Source organism: Arthrobacter gengyunqii, from assembly GCF_023022985.1.
GTDB classification, from domain to species: Bacteria; Actinomycetota; Actinomycetes; order Actinomycetales; family Micrococcaceae; genus Arthrobacter_B; species Arthrobacter_B gengyunqii.
Map to the genome: position 1 here is coordinate 642,736 of NZ_CP095461.1, position 18,826 is coordinate 661,561.

Consider the following 18,826-nt stretch of genomic DNA (forward strand, 5'->3'; position numbering starts at 1 on the left):
TCTCCCCATGAAGGACGGAACCGGTTCCCGGCGCATGCTCGCTGACGAGGTGTCCACGGCCGCGCTGTCGCCGGCTGAAGCGCGCCTGCTCTTTCGCGGCGGCGTGGTCACACCCACGGCGGGCTGGTGCGCCGGCTATGCGCAGGCGAACCTGATCATCGTGCCCAAAGCCCAAGCCTTCGACTTCCTGCTTTTTGCCCAGCGGAATCCCAAGTCCTGTCCCATCCTCGGAGTGCTCGACGCCGGTGAGACCTCCGGACCGCTGCTGGCCGACGGCGATATCCGGACGGACCTGCCGCAGTACACGGTGTACGTGGACGGCGAAAAAGTTGCAGAGCCGACGGACATCTCCGGCTACTGGCGCCAGGACCTGGTGACCTTCATCGTAGGGTGCAGCTTCACCTTTGAAGCGGCGCTGCAGGAGGGCGGCATTCCCATTGCACACATCGACCAGGGCACCAACGTGCCCATGTACCGCACCTCGATCTGGTGCCAGCCGGCGGGCAGCATCAGTGGTCCGCTGGTGGTGTCGATGCGTCCCATCCCGGCCTCCCAGGTGCCCGACGCCGTCCGGATCACCTCGCGCTATCCTGCGGTTCACGGGGCTCCGGTGCATGTGGGAAACCCTGAGGAGCTTGGTATTACCGACCTGAGCCGGCCGGACTTCGGCGATCCGGTGCAGATTCAGGAAGGGTACGTGCCCGTGTTCTGGGCCTGCGGCGTAACGCCGCAGGCCGCGGTGATGGAGTCAAGGCCAGCTCTGGCGATTGGCCATGCTCCCGGGCACATGCTGATCACGGACGCGCGGGACAGCTCGTACCTTGTTTGAGCGACGTCAGGGAACCAACGAGTTCAGCGTAAATAACAGACACGAAGAATGTAGCTAGGGGACCAAATGTCCCAGCAGTTCAGCCTCGGCGGCGTCGAGGTAGCCACGCAGCACCTCGGCGGCCTCGGCCCGGCGCCCCGCCCGGAGCAGTTCAACCAACGAGGCGTTCTCCTCGACGTAGCGGGTGTGAAAGTCGGGTTCACTGCTCATGGCATGGAACACCAGGCGCATCTCGGCGAGCACACGCGCCATCATCTGCTGCAGCTGCACACTGCCGGACATGGATACCAGGGCCTGATGGAAGTCCTGGTTGGCCGCAGCCATTTCGGCGACGAGTCCCCGGGACTTGGCGGCCCGGGCTTTGGCAATGACCGCATCCAACCGGGGCAGATCCAGGTTCGGCCCCCATTGGACCGCTGCCGGTTCCAGCATCCGCCGCACCCGGTAGATTTCACGCACCGCATCGGCGTCAGGGGAGGCAACGAAAACCCCGCGGTTGGGATAGCGCGTCACCACGGATTCGATGCTGAGCATGGTGAACGCCTCGCGCAGCGTGTTGCGGGAGACCTGCAGTGATGCGGCGAGCTGCTGCTCCGACAGCTTCGTACCGGGCAGCAGATCCCCGGAAGCGATCCGGCTGCGCAGCACATCGGCGACCCATGCGGTGGTGTTTGCATGATCGGCACGGTCGGCGATGATGTCCTCCTGGTTCACGAGCATCCCCCTAATCTAGCGGGCAAAGAAGGACCCGGAGTGCCGGCCGCTGGGGGACGGCCGGCACTCCGGACAATTTAGGAGCCGATCCGGCCCAGGGAATCCCCGCGCCCGACGGCGGCACCCGGCTCGATCGCGGCACGGTGCAACGCTCCGCCCCGGTGGGCGCGGACGGTGGTTTCCATTTTCATCGCCTCCAGCACGGCCACCGGATCACCCTCGGCCAGCTGTGCGCCGTCGTCGGCGAGCCACTTCACCAGGTTTCCGGCCATCGGGGAGGACAGTGCGGCAGCGGAGGCGCCGCCGTCGGCTCCGTCCCCGGCAGATCCGGCCACCGCACCTGCAACGGCACCCGCACCGCCGCCGGCACGCAGCGCGTTCAGCAGCGCCGCCGGCACTCCGACAGCCACGGCTCGGCCGTCGACGTCGATGGTGATGGTCTCTCGCTCGGTCCCCGGCAGCGATGCGGCTATTTCGGGGGACGCCGCCAGCGGTTCGGCGAACTCGGACTCGATCCACGTGGTGTAAACGCCCAGCCGGTCGTCGCGGGTGAACGCCTCGGAACGGACCACGGCCCGGTGGAACGGAATCACCGTGGGCAGCCCGCGGATCACCAGCTCGTCGAGGGCCGCCCGGGACCGGCGCAGCGCCTGCGGCCGGTCCTCGCCCCAGACAATCAGCTTGGCCATCAACGAGTCATACTCGGCGGGCACCACCGAACCGGAGCGCACGCCCGAATCCATCCGGATGCCGGGGCCGGTGGGCGGCTCAAAGGCTTCCACCGGGCCCGGGCCGGGCAGGAATCCGCGCGCCGGATCCTCGGCATTGAGCCGGAACTCGAAGGCGTGCCCGTGCGGCACCGGATCCTCGGTGGTGGACAGCGGCAGGCCGTCGGCAATGCGGAACTGCTCCCGGACAAGGTCCACGCCGGTGGTTTCCTCGGTGACCGGATGCTCCACCTGCAGCCGGGTGTTGACCTCGAGGAAGCTGATCAGCCCGTCCGGGGAGACCAGGTATTCCACCGTTCCGGCGCCGGTGTAGCCGGCCTCGCGGCAGATGGCCTTGGCCGAGGCATGGATGGTGGCGCGCTGCTCATCGGTCAGGAACGGTGCGGGGGCCTCCTCCACGAGTTTCTGGTTGCGGCGCTGCAGCGAGCAGTCACGGGTGCCCACAACGACGACGTTCCCGTGCGTATCGGCCAGCACCTGGGCCTCCACATGCCGCGGCTTGTCGAGGAAGCGTTCAGCGAAGCATTCGCCCCGGCCAAACGCCGAGATGGCTTCCCGGACAGCTGATTCGAAGGCGTCCTCTACATCCTCCATCCGGCGGGCAATCTTCATGCCGCGTCCGCCGCCGCCGAAGGCAGCCTTGATGGCGACGGGCAGGCCGTGTTCCTCAGCGAACGCGCGGACCTGCTCGGAGCTTTCGGCAGGTCCCTCGGTGCCCGGCACCAGCGGCGCTCCGGCGCGGACGGCGATGGCGCGGGCGGTGACCTTGTTGCCCAGATCGCGGATGGCCTGCGGAGACGGGCCGATCCAGGTGAGTCCGGCGTCGAGCACCGCCTGCGCAAAGTCCGCGTTCTCGGACAGGAAACCGTAACCGGGGTGCACCGCGTCGGCACCGGCCCGCCGCGCGGCGTCGATCAGCTTCGGGATGTTCAGGTAGGTGTCCGCACCGGCGGCGCCGTGCAGCGGAAAGGCTTCGTCGGCCAAGCGCACGTGGAGGGCATCGGCGTCGGGATCCGAGTACACGGCGGCGGAGGCGATGCCGGCGTCGGCGCAGGCGCGGGCCACGCGCACGGCAATTTCACCGCGGTTGGCGATCAGGACCTTCTTCATGGGGTTCCTTCCGTAAACAGCCCGGAAACCGCGCTGGGGGAGAGCGGCGCCAGGGTGTCGGCGTTCACAAAAACAAAGCGGACGGGGTGCCCCGGCGGCAGCTGCGCGGCAACGGGGACGTCCTGGGGCACGACGGCGGCAATCACCGGATAGCCGCCGGTCACCGGATGGTCGGCGAGGAACAACACGGGAAGGCCCGACGGCGGGACCTGCAGTGAGCCGGCCACCACGCCTTCGCTGGGCAGCTCGCCGTCCCGGATCCGTTCCAGCGGATGCGCTTCGGGGTCCTCCGGGTCGGTTTCCAGACGGACGCCAATCCGGTTGGATTCGTTGGTGGTGTGCCAGGTATGGGCGGTGAGCGCGGCGGCGGCATCGGGACCGAACCAGTCCTGTCGCGGCCCGGCGGTGATGCGCAGCTCAGCCGGAGCGTTGCCGCTGCCGAGCAGGCCTGGCCCGGTGCCCTCCGGCAGGGAAGTCGGTTCCGGCGCGCCCACGGGGAAGGCACCGGATGCGGGTACGGTTCCCAGCGGCAGCCGGACTCCGGATTTCAGCGGTGCCGGCCCGATGCCGCTCATCGAGTCGCTGCTGCGGCTGCCCAGGACGGGTTCAACACTGATGCCGCCGCGGACCCCCAGGTAGGAACGCACGCCGCGGTAGGGAGTGCCGAGGGTCAGGGTTTCCCCTTCGAGCAGGGGGAACGGGGCGTTCAGCGGTGCCGGGCGGTCCCGGTCTCCGTTCGGGGAGACAACAGCTGCGGGCAGTTCCGCCCCGGACAGGGCCAGCACGGTGTCGCCGCCGCGCAGAGTCAGTTCCAGGCCGCCGAAGAGGTTCTCGATCACTGCGGCACCGGCGGGATTGCCGACAAGCCGGTTGGCCTGCCGGGCTGATCGGGGATCGGCGGCACCGGCGGCGGAGACGCCCAGATCGGCGTAGCCGGGGCGGCCGAGGTCCTGGATAAGCGATTGGAGGCCGGCGGAGCGGATCTCAAGAAACCCGGAGGCGTTCTCCGGGACGGCCGCTTCGGGGCGGATTTCTGCCCGGGCGGCGGGCGCCGTCGTCGTGGTGACCAGTTCGCGGACGGGCCGGAAGAGAACCTGATCGCCGGGGCGGATGAGGGCTGGGTCTTCCCGCGCGAGGTCCCACAGGGGAGCGTTGGTGCGGCCGATCAGCTGCCAGCCGCCGGGGGATTCGCGGGGATAAATTGCGGAGTATTCGCCGGCCAGGGCCACGGAACCGGCGGGCACCGCGGTGCGCGGGCTGTTGCGGCGGGGGACGTTCAGGGCAGGGTTGCCGCCGGTGAGATAGGTAAAGCCCGGGGCGAAACCGCCGAAGGCGCCGAGCCAGGGCGTGCCGATGTGTGCGTTGACCACGGCTTCCTCGGAGAGGCCGGTGAGGCGGGCAACCTCGGCGAGGTCACCGCCGTCGTACACCGTCTCGATGGTGACCGTTCGGGTGTCCGGGGCATCAGCGTGCCTTAGGTCAAGGGCCTCGATGAGTCCGGCGGCGGTTACGGTCTCGCGCCGGCCCGCGAACCGGACCAGCACCGTGGCGGCAGCCGCGAGCACGTCGACCTGGCCGGGCAGCGGATGCGCCTTGAGCTGTGCATGGAGGGCGGTGACCTCCGCGAGCGAGCCGAGTTCGACCAGCAGTGCGCGGGTACCGGCGGGGCGGATGCCGGTGACGGGCGGCGTCATACGAAGCTCTGGATGGAAACGCCCGCGTGTTCCAGTCCGGCGCGGACCGCCTTCGCCATGGCCACGGCACCCGGAGTGTCACCGTGCACGCAGATGGACGCGGCGTCCATGGGGATGTCGGTGCCGTCGACGGCGGTGATGATGCCTTCGGTGGCGAGTCGAACCATGTTGGCGGTGACCCGGTCCGTGTCGTGGATGACGGCGTCGGGCTCGCGGCGGGAAACCAAGGTGCCGTCGGGGTTGTAGTTGCGGTCCGCGAACGCTTCGGCGACTCCGCGCAGTCCGGCGTCGGCAGCCTTGTCCAGGGCGACGGCGCCGGGCAGCAGCAGGAGAGGAAGGGTCTTGTCGAAGGTGCGGACGGCGTCGACCACGGACTGGGCATGGACCTCGTGGGTCACGATCGTGTTGTAGAGGGCGCCGTGCGGCTTCACGTACTTGATTTCGGAGCCCGCGGCCCGGGCCAGGGCCTGCAGGGCGCCGAGCTGGTAAAGGACGTCGTCGAAGAGTTCGGTATAGGAGCAGTCCAGGAAGCGGCGGCCGAAGCCGGCCAGGTCCCGGTAGCCCACGTGCGCGCCGATGGTGACGCCGGCGGCCACGGCGTCACGGCAGGTCTGCGCGATGGTGGAGGGGTCTCCGGCGTGGAAGCCGCAGGCCACATTCGCGCTGGAGACGGATTCGAAGATGGCGGCGTCATCGCCCATCTTCCAGTTGCCGAAGGACTCTCCAACGTCGCTGTTCAGATCAATGACCGGCATGGTGGCCTCCGCGCTCGCTCGGTAAAGGTGTTCCTATAGTGTGCGCGATCACGTCCGATTGTTCAACAATCTGACGCTGATTGCTTCAAAAGACGCGCCAGACCATCGAGGATGATATCCAGTCCGACGTCGAATTCTGCGCCGAAACTGTAGCCGGGCTGCATGGCGCGGTCCATGGCCATTTCCGCCAGATACGGCAGGTCGTCCGGGGAAAAGGATCTGGCCATGGCTTCCACCACTTCCGGATCCGAGTCGGGTCTCCCCACTGGCAGTCCGGCCTCCTGCAGCGCGAACCCATAGACATAGCTGTCCAGCAGGGCGTAGGCATGCCCGGCTGCCGCCAGGGAGAATCCGGCGCGCCGCAGCACACCGAGGGTGGCGTTGTGGTGGCGCAGGTTGGCCGTGCCCGGTGATGTGCGGGTCTCCATCAGGCCGACGGCCCAGGGGTGGCGGGTCAGTGCGGCCCGCATGTCATGGGCGCGCCGCTCCATGGCGGCGCGCCAGTCTCCGGGTGCGCCGTCCGGCACGTCCACCTCGGAGAAGACGAGGTCGATCAGGCCGTCCAGGATGTCGTCCTTGTTGCTGACGTGGTGGTAGAGGGACATGGGCTGCACTGACATGGCCTGGGCCAGGGCGCGCATGGTCAGCGCCGCCAGCCCGCCGGTGTCCGCAATGCGGGCAGCCTGCTGCAGCACCCGCTCGCGCGTCAAAGGGGAGCGGGGCTGGTCCGGGGCCGGTTTTGAAGTCATTGCCGGCAAGTCTACCGCGAGCTTACTTAGTAAGGTACCGTCCCACTTACAAAGTAAGGCTGATGTGTTTTAAGAACGAACTTCCGCGAAAGGACCCGCCATGTCCCGCACGTCACGCACTTCCAATAACGCCGCATCTTGTGACCCGTCCCGTCCGTCCACTCCGTCCGCCGTCCCTGCCGCTTCGTCGCCGGCCAGCTTGCCGGCTACAGCCCCCGCCGTGCTGCAAATCGCTTACGGTGGCCCGGAGGTCCTGCGCCTGGCTGAGCATCCGCTTCCTCAGCTGGAGGACGCAGATGTGCTGGTGCAGGTACGCGCCGCCGGGCTGGCCCGCGGAGCCTGGCACATGATGACGGGTGAACCGTATCTGCTCCGCGCGGCCTTCGGGTTGCGCCGGCCCCGGCAGCCCGTGTTGGGTCACAACCTCGCCGGCACCGTGGCCGCCGTCGGCGCCGCCGTCACTCGTTTCCGGATCGGGGATGAGGTGTTTGGAATCGGCCGGGGCACCTTTGCCGGCTTCTCCGCTGCAGCCGAGGAGAAGCTGGCGCTGAAGCCCGCCGGACTGGACTTCCAGCAGGCGGCAGTGGTTCCCGTGTCAGGGCTGACTGCGCTGCAGGCCCTGGATGCCGCCCGGGTGGCCGCGGGGATGAAGGTCCTGGTGCTGGGAGCGGCCGGCGGCGTCGGCAGTTTCGCAGTGCAGATGGCCCGGGCGGCCGGGGCCAAGGTCACTGGAGCGTGCAGTGCGGGCAAGGCGGAGTTTGTCCGGTCGCTTGGGGTCGCCGGGATTATCGACTATGCGCGGGAGGATTTCGCTGCCGCCGGGACCCGGTTCGACGCGATTATCGACGTCGCCGGCAACCCGTCCCCGGCCCGCCTGCGCCGCGCACTGGTGCCCGGCGGCACGGCCGTGCTTGCCGGCGGGGAGGGAGGCAACCGGCTGACCGGGGCCATCTTCGAACGGCAGGCCGGCGGTGCGGTCCTGTCGCTTTTCGGCAACCGACGATTGAAGGGGCTGATGTGCAGGGAGAATGGGAAAGACCTTGAGCGGCTCTCCGCCCTGATCGAGGCAGGAGAGGTGACACCCCGGATTGACAGCCGGTACCCGCTGGCCGACGTTGCCGAAGCGATGCGGCGGCTGGAATCCGGCCAGGTGTGCGGCAGCGTCGTCCTGATCCCGTGAGCTTCCGGTTGTTTTCCCTCCCCTTTAGGCAAGTCGACCGTTGTGGGATTTCCCTGCCACTGCGGAACGGCAGGGAAATCCCAAATCGGCAGCAGAATACCGAGGACGGCGGAGCCCAAGCGGTTCCGCCGTCGTCGTTTCAATTTGTTTAGGAGTTAGTCCATCCGCTTCAGGACGAACACCGGGATCTCCCGGTCCGTTTTCGCCTGGTAGTCCGCATACGGGGGATACGCGGCCACGGCCCGCTCCCACCAGAGCGCCTTTTCCTCGCCGGTAATTTCGCGGGCCCGCATGTCCCACTTCTGCGGGCCGTCCTGAAGTTCCACATGCGGGTTGGCCAAGATGTTGAAGTACCAGACGGGATGCTTGGGCGCGCCGCCCAGGGAGGCGACGACGGCGTACTCGCCGTCGTGCTCCACCCGCATCAGCGGCGTCTTGCGCAGCTTTCCGGACTTGGCGCCGACGGTGGTCAGCAGGACCACCGGACGTCCGTTGAGGGTGGTGCCCTCGGTGCCGCCGGAACTTTCGATCAGCTCCGCCTGGTCGCGGGCACGTTTGCTGGCACTGGGGGCATATTCACCGGTAAGAGGCATGGCCACCAGTCAACCCCTTTGCCGAGCGAAGGTCCAGTTCCTCCGGAGCGGGGGTGAAGCACCCGGTTGACGGCTCCGGTGCGCCAACCCAGACTGTGGAAGGACACCGCCAGCAACATTCGGGAGGCGTGGACCGCCGATGACAACACCCCTGGACGCCCTTCCCAAGGTCGGAGCGCCGGCGACCCGCGCCCTTGAGGCCGCAGGTTATTCAACGCTGCAGGGACTTGCGGGGATTCCGCGGGCGGATCTGTCAGCGCTGCATGGCTTGGGGCCAAAGGCACTGGACATTATTGAGCGTGCGCTCGCCGAGCACGGACTGGGACTCGGCTGAGCACGGTGCTGCGCACGCCCGCGGCGCCGGTATGCCATGATGATCCTGCGCGGCCGGCTTCGCCGTGCAGGAATCCGGGGGGAACAATGCGGCTACACCACGTGCAGGTCTCGATACCCAAAGGCGGCGAAGACCAGGCCCGCAGCTTTTACGGCGACGCCCTGGGCTTGACCGAGGTGCCCAAGCCTCCGTCCCTCGCCGGACGCGGCGGTTGCTGGTTCCGTGCCTTCGACGGTGAAACCGTGGTGGCAGAAATACACCTTGGCGTTGATTCGCCCTTTGTTCCCGCCAAGAAGGCGCACCCCGCGCTCGTCACGGGCTCCGCCGAAGAACTCGAAGCCCTCGGCGCCCGCATCGAATCGGCCGGTTTTGACGTGTCTTGGGAGGAACGGCACACCTTCGAAGGCTACGAGCGGTTCCACTGCCGGGACCCCTTCAACAACCGGGTGGAAGTACTCTCGCCCCTCACGAGCTGAACTGAGCTGAGCCGGGCCGAGCTGAGCCGGCGGTGGAACTGCGACCAGAAGGCAAGTTGGGACCCGGTCGGAAACTTTGGCCTGTCTCGGTTGACGCCTCAGCACTGCACCCATACCGTGCCTCGTACATTCGCGCCCGCCACCGTGATTCCGCGGCGGCACAGACGGAGCGGGTGCGCCCGTTCACACCGGACCACCGCTCCGTTACACCGCATGCACCGGCATGCGAATCCAGCGGTAGCCGCCGCGCCCAGGGGGTGATCGCGGCCCGTATGAGGGAACGCTTCATGGAACGAAGACACTAGTGCGCAAGAAACGCACCGGCACGCAGCCGCACCAACACCGCTGATCCCGTTTCACGGGCAGCATTTCCCCTCCCCGGCAGGCCGACGACGCCCGCCCGCAGGGACAGCCGCTGACATTTGCATCAGCCGCACCATCTGGTACCCCCGCTCACGTCCTTGGCGTGCGCCGTCATGACCGTATGAGGAGTTTTCATGCCCAAACCACAACACCGCAGAGCCCGGAGAACCGGGTTCGCCGCGCTCACCGCACTGCTCGTCGCCATTGGACTGTTTCCGGCCGGCGCCGCAGCTGCACCCCTGACTCCGACGGCGCACGCGGATTTTGCGCCGCAGGCGGCTCCGCCGGGCATGCCCTGGATGGACCCCGAACTTCCGCCCGAAGAAAGGGCGGACCTGGTGGTCGCGGCCATGACACTGGAGCAAAAGGTGGACTATCTGGTGCAGAGCGGCGGCCCCGGTGTCCCTGAACTGGGCCTTCCTCCGATCCGCAGCAAGGACGGCTGCTGCGGGCTGGCCCTGGAAAGCACGCCGACGACGGCGCTGCCGGTGGGCGTGGCCCTGGCCTCCACCTTCGACACCGACCTCGCACAGGCCTACGGCGCAGTGTCCGGCGAGGAAGCCCGCGCCACCGGCTACAACGCCATTGCCGGACCGACCATGGATTTGGTCCGTACGCCCTTCAACGGCCGCATGTGGGAGGACCTGGGGGAGGATCCAGTCCTGAGCGGATTCACTGCCGCCGCGCAGACCGACGGCGAGCAGAGCGCCGAGGTGTCCGCGCTGGTCAAGCACTACAACCTGAACAACTTTGAGACCCGGCGCGGCCACGTCGACATTGAAGTTGATGAGCGGACGCTGCAGGAAACGTACACCCGCCCTTGGGAACGGCTGGTCAGCCAGGCCGACCCCGGCGCCGTGATGTGTTCCTTCAACAAGGTGAACGGCGAGTTTGCCTGCGGCAATGATGTGCTGCTGAACCAGATCCTCAAGGGCCAGCTGGGCTTCGAGGGCTTCGTGTCCTCGGACTTCAACGCCGCCAAGAGTTTCGCCGACTATGAAGCAGGGCTCGACGTCGCCGGGCCGGGACTCGAATTTGCCGGGCCGGCGCTGCTCGCGGCAGTCCAGAACGGCACCGTGCCCGAGGCCCGGGTTACCGATGCCGCACGCCGCGTGGCGCTGACCATGTTCAAGTACGGAATTGTGGACAACCCGCCGGTGGGATCCTTCGTGAATCCCCAACCGGTGGAACCGGCAATTCCCGCCGCCATGCTCGATGAGCACGCGGCGGTGGCCGCCGAAGTGGCCGGCAAGTCAGCCGTGCTGCTTCGGAATGAGGACTCCGCGCTGCCGCTGGCGGCGGACACCGGCTCGCTGGCAGTGATCGGTTCCGACGCCGACTGGTACATCGACGGCGGCGGATCCGGCGCCATTCCCAACCCGGCACGCCTGACCACCATTCTGGACGGGATCACCGCCCGGGCCGAGGGTGCCGCCGTCGAGTATTCACCCGGTACCGATCCGGTGAGCCTGGCGGATACCCTGCCCGGGCCGCCGCCGGTTCCGTCCGGAATTCTCACCGGAGTCAACGCCGAATACCGGCTCGGAATCAACAATTTCGCCGGCGAACCGGCACTGGCCCGGTCCGAACTGCAGGTCAACCTCCGAACCGGCATTTCCGCCGACACGATCAACACCTCGCAGGTTCCGGGCATCGGCGCCGCCCTGGCCTCACAGCCGATCAGTGCGCTCTGGACCGGAACCCTGGTGCCGCCGGTTACCGGCGCTTACACCTTCTCGCTGACCCACCTGGGCACCGCGCGGCTGTTCCTCAACGACCAGGAAGTCATCACCGGTCCGGCCGCACCGTTCGGCACTCAGGAAGCGACGGTGAACCTGACCGCCGGCCAGAATGCCGCCGTGCGGATCGAGTACACCACCGACGCTCCCAACCAGTTCAACGGCGGACTCAATGACCAGCCCGGAGCCATGATGCGCTTCGGCTGGACCCCGCCGGAGGGCGTGCTGCCGCCCAAGATGCAGGCAGCGGTGGACGCTGCGGCGGAGGCGGAAGTCGCCGTCGTCGTCGCCCGTGACTACACCGGTGAAGCCGCGGACCGCGGTTCACTGGTGCTGCCGCAGGACCAGGACCGCCTGATCCGGGAGGTGTCCGCGGTGAACCCGAACACCATTGTTGTCCTGGCCACCAGCGGCCCTGTCACCATGCCCTGGCTCGACGACGTGTCCTCCGTGATGGAGGTCTGGTACCCGGGTCAGTCGCAGGGAACGACTGTGGCCTCGCTGCTGTACGGCGACGTGAATCCGTCCGGAAAACTCCCGGTAACCTTCCCGGCCAGCGATGAGCAGGCCGTGCAGGTGGCGGCGCCGAATCCGTTCAGCCTCGTTGAGGTGGTGGATCCGGTGGTGCCGTACACCGAGGGTGTCTTCGTGGGATACCGCGGGTATCTGGAGCAGGGGCTGACGCCGCTGTTCCCGTTTGGGCACGGGTTGTCCTACACCGAGTTCGACTACCGGAAGCTGAAGGTCAGCGGCAAGGTGAATGCCAAGAATCCCGAGGCATCCGTTTCGGTGCGGGTGCGGAACACCGGTGACGTGGCGGGCGAGGAAACGGTGCAGGTCTACGTCGGCAGCCTTCCGACGGATGTGTCCACACCGGAGCTGGCACTGGCCGGATTCGGCAACATCACGCTGGAGCCCGGCGAGAAGGGCACAGTGGACATTGAGCTGGACCCGCGGTCCCTGCAGTACTGGGATGTCGCCACGGGCACCTGGGTGACGCCCACCGGCGAGATCCCCATCTATGTCGGCAGCTCCGTAGAGGACCTGCGGCTGGAAGGAAGCCTGTCTGTCAGCAACAAATGCCACGACCGCGGTCACGACAGGCACGACAGGTACGCGGATGCCGGCAACGAGTGGGACGGTGCCGGCTACGACCACGGGACGAAGAGCCACGGCGGCACCACGCTCGACAGTGTGGGCGCGGGCTACGACGGACGCGGCGGCGGACGCGGTGGCGGACGCGGCGGCGGTGGGCACGGCGGCGGCGGTTACTGCCGGAGTTAGCCCGTACCGCGGAGGTTAGCGCAAAGACAGCTGGAGCCCGGGACTCAGGTCCCGGGCTCCAGCTGCGTGGCGGTGCTTTTGGTTAACGCGTCGCTGCTTTAGCAGGGACGCCAGGACTTGCCGCCGGGCGCGTAGCAGCGGGGACCGGTGTATCCGGGCGGATTAACGTTCTGCGCAGGGGGCGGGTTGTAAGTCTGCTCGGGCGGCGGGTTGTAGGTTGGCGCGGGAGGAACGGCTGCAGCCCGACGGTTGGCTTCGGCCTCCGCAGCAATCCGATCCGCTTCGGCCTGGGCGGCAGCAACACGCTCAGCCTCCGCTTGGGCGGCCACCCGGTCCGCTTCAGCCTTCGCCTCGGCCTTCCGAATCACTTCGTTCTCGGCGTTCTGGCGCTCTTCCTGCAGGGCCACCAGGTCACCGTGGTGTGTGTGCACCGTGTCCTTGGCCTCGTCTGCACGAGCCTTCCAGACGGCTTTCTCCGACTCGGAAAGGGCAGCCCACATGATGGACCTTCCTTCTCGGGTGGCCGCTTCCAAGGCGTCGAACCCCTCGTCAACAAGCTTCGCCAGCACCAAAACCGCAGCTGCGGAGGCAGCCGCCGTCGCCGCCGTTGACCCCGTGTCTTGCAGCGCGGCAGCCTGGGCAGCGGTGTTTTCCAGTGCAGCAACCATCGCAGGAACGGTGCACTCAATATCCTCGGCAAAGAGCCCGGCCTGCTGCTCCTGCGCTTCCTGATATGCCTCATCCACCGGCGGGCGGAACTTGGAGTTCGGCTCGTACGTCACGGGCACACCCAACCCCCGGCGGGCAACCTCGGCGTTGATGAGGAGATCCTCGTCGTCGTACACGGCCGCCAAGGTGCGGCCGTAACGGTCCTCGCGCTCGACGTCGAACGCGAGAGTTACCGTGCTTCCTTCCGGCAGAGCCTCGGTCAGGAAATCGGTCGCCTCGGGGCCCATGCATTCCACGGGTTTGTCGGGATCCTTGGTTTCGGGGGTGTCCACGTTCAGCAGGCGGACGGTCAGTTCCTGATCGTCGAAGTCCACAAGCAGGGTGTCTCCGTCAATAACCCGAATGACAGTTCCTTCGTCGTCATTACCCGTGGACGCGACGGCGATGGTGGTTACGGCAACCAGAGCGGCGGCGGTGGCCGCGAGTACTTTCGTGCGCCCGATCATCGAAGCGGCTTATCGAGAGAAGAGAAACGGTCCGACACGGACGGTTTTCCGGCTTCCGGAAGATCCGGACCTGGAACTGCGGAGGAGTGAGCTCCGCTGGTGCTGTGATGCAAGATTTCCCCAACTATTGAATTGTCTCCCTGAGGCTACTGGTTGCTGGTGACAATGGCGAAACAATGCGGTCCGGCTGTTCCGTGCCTGATGTGCAGGCTGAGGCGGCGGACCTGAAAGAATGGAAGTTCCCGGCGGCAGGCGTGCCCGCCGGACCTCAGGTACCAAAAACAGTCTCACGCCCTGGAATGGAGCTCCACCACATGTCATCCGATTCATCTGCCGCCAACACCTTCGGGATTTCGACCGAGGACCGTGTCACGGTCTACGGCGCGCTGGACCGTCCGGAGGTCGCCCCGTTCCTGCCCGCCCAGGCGTACCTCGCCGAATCCGGTTCGCGGATCCCGGCCGACGTCGTCGTGCTGTTTGCGGGCTCCGCAGCCGATCTGGCGCATGACCTGTCCGGTGCCGCGGGTGCCGTGGAACCAGGCGGCGTGCTGTGGGTCTGCTACCCCTCGGCGGCAGCGGTGGCCGAGGAGCGCGACCTCAACCGCGACACCGTGGCCTCCCTGCTGCAGGACAACGGGTGGGAACCGCTGGCAGACGCCTCCGTGGGCGAGGAATGGTCCGCGGTACGCGGACAGCCGACGCCAAAATAAGGGCAGGACACAGGGACAGGAAACTACGGGCGGTCGGGCCGAACGGGCAGAGGTTGCGGTTGCATAAACATTCCAATACCTCTTGTCCTGATGCGGCCGGAGTGGAATTGTTGGCACCGCCCGCAAATACCTGACGGTTGCTTTTAGTCACGGGGCGTTACAGCGTTGTATCCGTCCGATCCAGTCCTGCGGCAGTTGTGTGGGGGCTTCCGCCGTATCCCGGGGCGCCATGCCAGAGTCTCGCCGCCGGATTCGGGTCCTTTCCCAAAAGGCACAACCATGACTCGAATCAAGCACCTTTCGACCCTCTTCCTGGCCCTCGGACTCGCAGCCGGCATGTCTGCCTGCGCCCCGGCCGGTTCCAACAATGCCTCAGAGGACGCGAGCGACGGCGGCGTCGAATGCAACGTGGGAATCTCCATGCCCACCCGCAGCCTGGAGCGCTGGATTAACGACGGCGAAGGGCTGAAGGAAAAGCTCGAAGCCAAGGACTGCACCGTTGACCTGCAGTACGCGGAGGACAAGACCGACCAGCAGATCAGCCAGATCCAGAACCAGGTGGCCGGCGGCGCCAAAATCCTTGTGATCGCAGCGATCGACGGCAAGACCCTCGGCCCCACCCTGGAAAGCGCCAAGGACCAGGACGTCACCGTCATTGCCTATGACCGCCTGATCAACGGCACCGACGCCGTGGACTACTACGCCACCTTCGACAACTACCAGGTGGGCCAGCTGCAGGGCGAGTTCATTGAGGAGGAACTGGGCCTGGCCAACGGCGAAGGCCCGTACAACCTGGAGCCCTTCGCCGGCAGCCCGGATGACAACAATGCCGCCTTCTTCTTCTCCGGAGCCTGGGACGTGCTGCTGCCCTACGTGGAAAGCGGCCAGCTGGTGGTGCCCTCGGGCAAGTCGCCGTCGGACAACGCCGGCTGGACCTCCATCGGCATCCTGGGCTGGAAGTCCGCGGACGCCCAGTCCGAAATGGACAACCGCCTGCAGTCCTTCTACACCGGCGGTGACAAGGTCGACGTCGTGCTCTCGCCCAATGACAGCCTGGCGCTGGGCATCGAATCCTCGCTCCTGGCAGCCGGCTACACACCCGGCACAGACTGGCCTCTGATCACCGGCCAGGACGCCGACGCCGCCAACATCAAGGCGCTGCTCTCCGACCAGCAGGCGATGACCGTCTGGAAGGACACCCGCGAACTGGGCAGCCAGGTGGACGCCATGATCGCCTCGATCGTGGCCGGGGAAGATCCGGAAGTGAATGACACCGAGACCTACGACAACGAGGTCAAAGTGGTTCCCACCTACATCCTCGAGCCGCAGGTAGTGGTCAAGGACGACGTGCAGGGCACGCTGGTGGATTCCGGCTTTGTCTCTGCGGACGACGTCGGGCTCTAACCGGCCCCGGTCAGGAACCGGAAGCGGGGTGCGGCCGGTCCGTGTCCCGCTTCCGGTTCTCACTTCTGCAGCGAAACGAGAACGGCATGAATGACGTCATCCTCTCCATGGACGGCATTGTGAAGGAGTTCAACGGCATCAAGGCGCTCGACGGCGTTTCGGTGGACATTGAGCGCGGCGGAGTGCACGCCATCTGCGGCGAAAACGGCGCCGGCAAGTCCACCCTCATGAAGGTGCTCAGCGGCGTGTATCCGCACGGCAGCTTCGACGGCACCATCACGCTGGAAGGCGCGGCGGTGTCCTACGGAACGATCAATGACAGCGAGGGGGACGGGATCGTGATCATCCATCAGGAACTCGCGCTCAGCCCGTTCCTGTCCATCGCGGAAAACATCTTCCTGGGCAACGAGGTCTCCCGCGGCGGCGTGATCGATTGGAACCAGACCAATCTGCAGGCCGCGGCCCTGCTGGAGCGGGTGGGACTGGACGAAAGCCCGGCCACCAAAATCCTCGAACTCGGCGTGGGCAAGCAGCAGCTGGTGGAAATCGCCAAGGCCCTGTCCAAGGAAGTGAAGATCCTCATCCTGGATGAGCCCACGGCTGCCCTGAACGACGGCGACTCCGCGCACCTTTTGGGGCTGATCAACCAGCTCCGCGAGCAGGGCATCACCTCGATCATCATTTCCCACAAGCTCAACGAGATCCGGGCCATCGCGGACATCGTCACGGTGATCCGCGACGGACAGACCATCGACACGTTCCCGGTCGAGGACACGGAGGAGATTGAAACCCGCATCATCCGGGCCATGGTGGGCCGGCCGCTGGACAGTCAGTTTCCGGACCGGGAGCCGGACATCGGCGTGGAAAAATTCCGGGTCGAGGACTGGACGGTGCACCACCCCGTGGACACGGAGCGCGTCGTCGTCGACTCCGCCTCCTTCAACGTCCACGCCGGAGAGATTGTGGGCTTCGCCGGGCTGATGGGCGCCGGCCGCACCGAACTCGCCATGAGCATCTTCGGGCGGTCCTACGGTTCCCGCATCTCCGGCCGGGTGTACAAGGACGGCAACGAGATCTCCACCCGGACGGTGGGGGAGGCCATCCGCCATGGTCTGGCCTACGTGAGCGAGGACCGCAAACGGTACGGGCTGAACCTCATCGGCAGCGTCACCGTCAACGTGTCCGCCGCAGCGCTGCGCAAGCTCGCGAAGCTGGGGATCATCGACCGCAACCGCGAATACGGGGTGGCCGACGACTACCGGCAGCGGATGAACATCAAGACGCCGAACGTGTCCTCGATTGTGGGGAACCTGTCCGGCGGCAACCAGCAGAAAGTCGTGCTCAGCAAGTGGATCTACTCCGGTCCCGACGTGCTGATCCTCGACGAGCCGACGCGCGGCATCGACGTCGGCGCCAAGTTTGAAATCTACGGAATCATCAACGAGATGGCGGCGCAGGGCAAAGCCGTCATCGTCATTTCCAGCGAGCTGCCGGAACTGATCGGGCTCGCCGACCGCATCTACACGATCGCTGAAGGCAAGCTCACGGCCGAGGTGCCCCGCGCCGAAGCCACGCAGGAAGAACTGATGCGCCACATGACCGCCGTCCGGAACCAAGGAGCACAAGCCTCGTGACCACCACCACTCCAGAGCAGGCGAAGGCGCCGCGCCCGCCCAGTCCCAAGCCGTCGAGGCGGCGGATGCGGGTTGACCTGCGGCAGTACGGAATCCTTGCCGCGCTCGTCGTCATCATTGTGCTGTTCCAGATCCTCACCGAGGGACGGCTGCTCTATCCCGGCAACGTGTCCAACCTGATCCAGCAGAACGCGTATGTGCTGATCCTGGCCATCGGCATGGTCATGGTGATCATTGCCGGGCACATCGATCTTTCCGTCGGATCCGTGGTGGCCGTGGTCGGCGGCGTGGCGGCGCTGTCCATGAACGACTGGGGCCTGCCATGGTGGGGCGCGGTTGTCCTGGCCCTCGCCGTCGGCGCTCTGATCGGTGCGTGGCAAGGCTTTTGGGTGGCATTTGTGGGGATACCGGCGTTCATTGTGACGCTCGCCGGGATGCTGATATTCCGCGGCCTGGCCCTGGTGCTGCTCTCGGGCGGCACGGTCAGCGGCCTGCCGCGCCCTTATATAGCGATCGGCTCGGGCACCCTGCCCACCACCGGCACCCCGGACCTGATCACGCTGGGCATCGGCGCGGTGGCGTCCATTGCGGTGATCGCGCAGCAGCTCAAGAGCCGCCGGGATCTGCAGCGGCTCGGGCTGCCGCGCGAAGGGTCCGTGTCCTTCTGGTTCAAGATTGGCGTGGCCGTGGTGGCCATCATGTACCTGTGCTATCTGCTGGCCTACAACCGGGGCACGCCGATCATCCTGATCATCCTGGCGGTGTTGGTGCTGGCGTATTCGTTCCTGCTGACCCGCACCGTGTTTGGCCGGCACATCTACGCCATGGGCGGGAACCTGAACGCGGCCATGATGTCCGGCGTGAAGACTCAGTGGGTGAACTTCTTCATCTTCGTGAACATGGGCTTCCTGGCCGGGCTTGCCGGCGTGGTCAGCACGGCGCGCGCCGGGGGAGCGGTGGCCTCGGCCGGCGGCGGCTATGAGCTGGACGCGATTGCCGCCGTGTTCATTGGCGGCGCGTCGGTGCAGGGCGGGGTGGGCACGGTGATCGGTGCCGTGATCGGCGGCCTGGTCATGGGCGTGCTGAACCAGGGCCTGTCCATCCTGTCCGTGGACACAGCGTGGCAGCAGGTGATCAAGGGCCTGGTGCTGCTGCTGGCGGTGGCGTTCGGGTTCAGCCGGCGGAAGAGCGCACGCTAGGTTTCTGTTTGCAGAACGACGACGGCGGCCGGTTCCGGGAGGAGCCGGCCGCCGTTTTGCGGGTGGGTTTTCCGAAATGGTTTTGGGGATTGCGGGAGCCCTTCCGACAGGACCGTACCGCGCCTAATCTGGCTGGGTATCTGACCGCAACGAGTT

At 66.7% G+C, this 18,826-nt stretch carries 16 protein-coding genes; 9 read left to right on the forward strand and 7 right to left on the reverse strand.

Annotated elements, in window-relative coordinates:
* Positions 1-7 precede the first annotated feature (7 nt).
* Positions 8-829 (forward strand): putative hydro-lyase, encoded by an 822-nt coding sequence (locus MUG94_RS03040; RefSeq protein ID WP_227909276.1) that lies wholly within the window; start codon positions 8-10, stop codon positions 827-829.
* Positions 830-883: 54 nt separating this feature from the next.
* Here MUG94_RS03040 and MUG94_RS03045 read toward each other — a convergent pair whose 3' ends face one another.
* From MUG94_RS03045 to MUG94_RS03065, 5 genes are all read right to left on the reverse strand, one after another.
* Positions 884-1,549, reverse strand: a complete 666-nt coding sequence (locus MUG94_RS03045; RefSeq protein ID WP_227909275.1) for a GntR family transcriptional regulator — start codon at positions 1,547-1,549, stop codon at positions 884-886.
* A gap of 71 nt (positions 1,550-1,620) precedes the next feature.
* A complete protein-coding gene (locus MUG94_RS03050; protein WP_227909274.1) occupies positions 1,621-3,381 on the reverse strand; it encodes an acetyl/propionyl/methylcrotonyl-CoA carboxylase subunit alpha in 1,761 nt (586 codons plus the stop codon).
* A complete protein-coding gene (locus MUG94_RS03055) occupies positions 3,378-5,075 on the reverse strand; it encodes a 5-oxoprolinase subunit B/C family protein (RefSeq protein ID WP_227909273.1) in 1,698 nt (565 codons plus the stop codon). Before MUG94_RS03055 ends, MUG94_RS03050 begins: the two co-directional genes overlap by 4 nt.
* Positions 5,072-5,830, reverse strand: a complete 759-nt coding sequence (locus MUG94_RS03060; protein WP_227909272.1) for a LamB/YcsF family protein — start codon at positions 5,828-5,830, stop codon at positions 5,072-5,074. Before MUG94_RS03060 ends, MUG94_RS03055 begins: the two co-directional genes overlap by 4 nt.
* Before the next feature lie 62 nt (positions 5,831-5,892).
* Positions 5,893-6,579, reverse strand: a complete 687-nt coding sequence (locus MUG94_RS03065) for a TetR/AcrR family transcriptional regulator C-terminal domain-containing protein (protein WP_227909271.1) — start codon at positions 6,577-6,579, stop codon at positions 5,893-5,895.
* Positions 6,580-6,799: 220 nt separating this feature from the next.
* Here MUG94_RS03065 and MUG94_RS03070 point away from each other — a divergent pair, with 220 nt between their 5' ends.
* Entirely contained in the window at positions 6,800-7,759 is a 960-nt protein-coding gene (locus tag MUG94_RS03070; protein ID WP_227909270.1) for an NAD(P)-dependent alcohol dehydrogenase, read from the forward strand.
* 155 nt (positions 7,760-7,914) lie between these two features.
* On the opposite strand, the gene MUG94_RS03075 is transcribed toward MUG94_RS03070, so the two are convergent.
* On the reverse strand, positions 7,915-8,352 hold the full coding sequence (locus MUG94_RS03075) for a nitroreductase family deazaflavin-dependent oxidoreductase (RefSeq protein WP_227909269.1): 438 nt from the start codon (positions 8,350-8,352) through the stop codon (positions 7,915-7,917).
* Between the two features lie 139 nt (positions 8,353-8,491).
* On the opposite strand from MUG94_RS03075, the gene MUG94_RS03080 reads away from it, so the two are divergent.
* From MUG94_RS03080 to MUG94_RS03090, 3 genes are all read left to right on the forward strand, one after another.
* Positions 8,492-8,686: a helix-hairpin-helix domain-containing protein gene (locus MUG94_RS03080; protein ID WP_227909268.1), complete on the forward strand. Its 195-nt coding sequence runs from the start codon at positions 8,492-8,494 to the stop codon at positions 8,684-8,686.
* 86 nt (positions 8,687-8,772) lie between these two features.
* The gene (locus MUG94_RS03085; RefSeq protein ID WP_227909267.1) at positions 8,773-9,162 is read left to right on the forward strand and encodes a VOC family protein; all 390 of its coding nucleotides are present in this window, start codon (positions 8,773-8,775) and stop codon (positions 9,160-9,162) included.
* 497 nt (positions 9,163-9,659) lie between these two features.
* Positions 9,660-12,548 carry a glycoside hydrolase family 3 protein gene (locus tag MUG94_RS03090; protein ID WP_227909266.1) on the forward strand — a complete coding sequence of 963 codons (2,889 nt, stop codon included), beginning with the start codon at positions 9,660-9,662 and terminating at the stop codon, positions 12,546-12,548.
* A 98-nt stretch (positions 12,549-12,646) separates the two neighbouring features.
* Here the strand turns inward: MUG94_RS03090 and MUG94_RS03095 are convergent, their stop codons facing one another.
* Entirely contained in the window at positions 12,647-13,723 is a 1,077-nt protein-coding gene (locus MUG94_RS03095; protein ID WP_227909265.1) for a thermonuclease family protein, read from the reverse strand.
* A 314-nt stretch (positions 13,724-14,037) separates the two neighbouring features.
* Between MUG94_RS03095 and MUG94_RS03100 the strand changes: the two genes are divergently transcribed.
* The 4 genes from MUG94_RS03100 (at position 14,038) to mmsB (ending at position 18,670) form a co-directional block, all read left to right on the forward strand.
* A complete protein-coding gene (locus MUG94_RS03100) occupies positions 14,038-14,433 on the forward strand; it encodes a hypothetical protein (protein WP_227909264.1) in 396 nt (131 codons plus the stop codon).
* 279 nt (positions 14,434-14,712) lie between these two features.
* The gene (gene chvE, locus MUG94_RS03105; protein WP_227909263.1) at positions 14,713-15,837 is read left to right on the forward strand and encodes a multiple monosaccharide ABC transporter substrate-binding protein; all 1,125 of its coding nucleotides are present in this window, start codon (positions 14,713-14,715) and stop codon (positions 15,835-15,837) included.
* 86 nt (positions 15,838-15,923) lie between these two features.
* Entirely contained in the window at positions 15,924-17,471 is a 1,548-nt protein-coding gene (gene mmsA, locus MUG94_RS03110) for a multiple monosaccharide ABC transporter ATP-binding protein (protein WP_227909262.1), read from the forward strand.
* The gene (mmsB, locus tag MUG94_RS03115) at positions 17,468-18,670 is read left to right on the forward strand and encodes a multiple monosaccharide ABC transporter permease (protein ID WP_423724199.1); all 1,203 of its coding nucleotides are present in this window, start codon (positions 17,468-17,470) and stop codon (positions 18,668-18,670) included. The genes mmsA and mmsB overlap by 4 nt, the downstream gene beginning before the upstream one ends.
* The last annotated feature ends 156 nt before the right edge of the window (positions 18,671-18,826 follow it).

Bases quoted from the DNA above. Each gene is read 5' to 3' on its own strand.
- mmsA (WP_227909262.1), top strand. From the start codon at position 15,924: ATGAATGACGTCATCCTCTCCATGGACGGCATTGTGAAGGAGTTCAAC.
- MUG94_RS03055 (WP_227909273.1), bottom strand. From the start codon at position 5,075: ATGACGCCGCCCGTCACCGGCATCCGCCCCGCCGGTACCCGCGCACTG.
- MUG94_RS03080 (WP_227909268.1), top strand. From the start codon at position 8,492: ATGACAACACCCCTGGACGCCCTTCCCAAGGTCGGAGCGCCGGCGACC.
- MUG94_RS03045 (WP_227909275.1), bottom strand. From the start codon at position 1,549: ATGCTCGTGAACCAGGAGGACATCATCGCCGACCGTGCCGATCATGCA.
- MUG94_RS03060 (WP_227909272.1), bottom strand. From the start codon at position 5,830: ATGCCGGTCATTGATCTGAACAGCGACGTTGGAGAGTCCTTCGGCAAC.
- MUG94_RS03095 (WP_227909265.1), bottom strand. From the start codon at position 13,723: ATGATCGGGCGCACGAAAGTACTCGCGGCCACCGCCGCCGCTCTGGTT.
- MUG94_RS03075 (WP_227909269.1), bottom strand. From the start codon at position 8,352: ATGCCTCTTACCGGTGAATATGCCCCCAGTGCCAGCAAACGTGCCCGC.
- MUG94_RS03100 (WP_227909264.1), top strand. From the start codon at position 14,038: ATGTCATCCGATTCATCTGCCGCCAACACCTTCGGGATTTCGACCGAG.
- MUG94_RS03085 (WP_227909267.1), top strand. From the start codon at position 8,773: ATGCGGCTACACCACGTGCAGGTCTCGATACCCAAAGGCGGCGAAGAC.
- chvE (WP_227909263.1), top strand. From the start codon at position 14,713: ATGACTCGAATCAAGCACCTTTCGACCCTCTTCCTGGCCCTCGGACTC.
- MUG94_RS03050 (WP_227909274.1), bottom strand. From the start codon at position 3,381: ATGAAGAAGGTCCTGATCGCCAACCGCGGTGAAATTGCCGTGCGCGTG.
- MUG94_RS03040 (WP_227909276.1), top strand. From the start codon at position 8: ATGAAGGACGGAACCGGTTCCCGGCGCATGCTCGCTGACGAGGTGTCC.
- MUG94_RS03065 (WP_227909271.1), bottom strand. From the start codon at position 6,579: ATGACTTCAAAACCGGCCCCGGACCAGCCCCGCTCCCCTTTGACGCGC.
- MUG94_RS03090 (WP_227909266.1), top strand. From the start codon at position 9,660: ATGCCCAAACCACAACACCGCAGAGCCCGGAGAACCGGGTTCGCCGCG.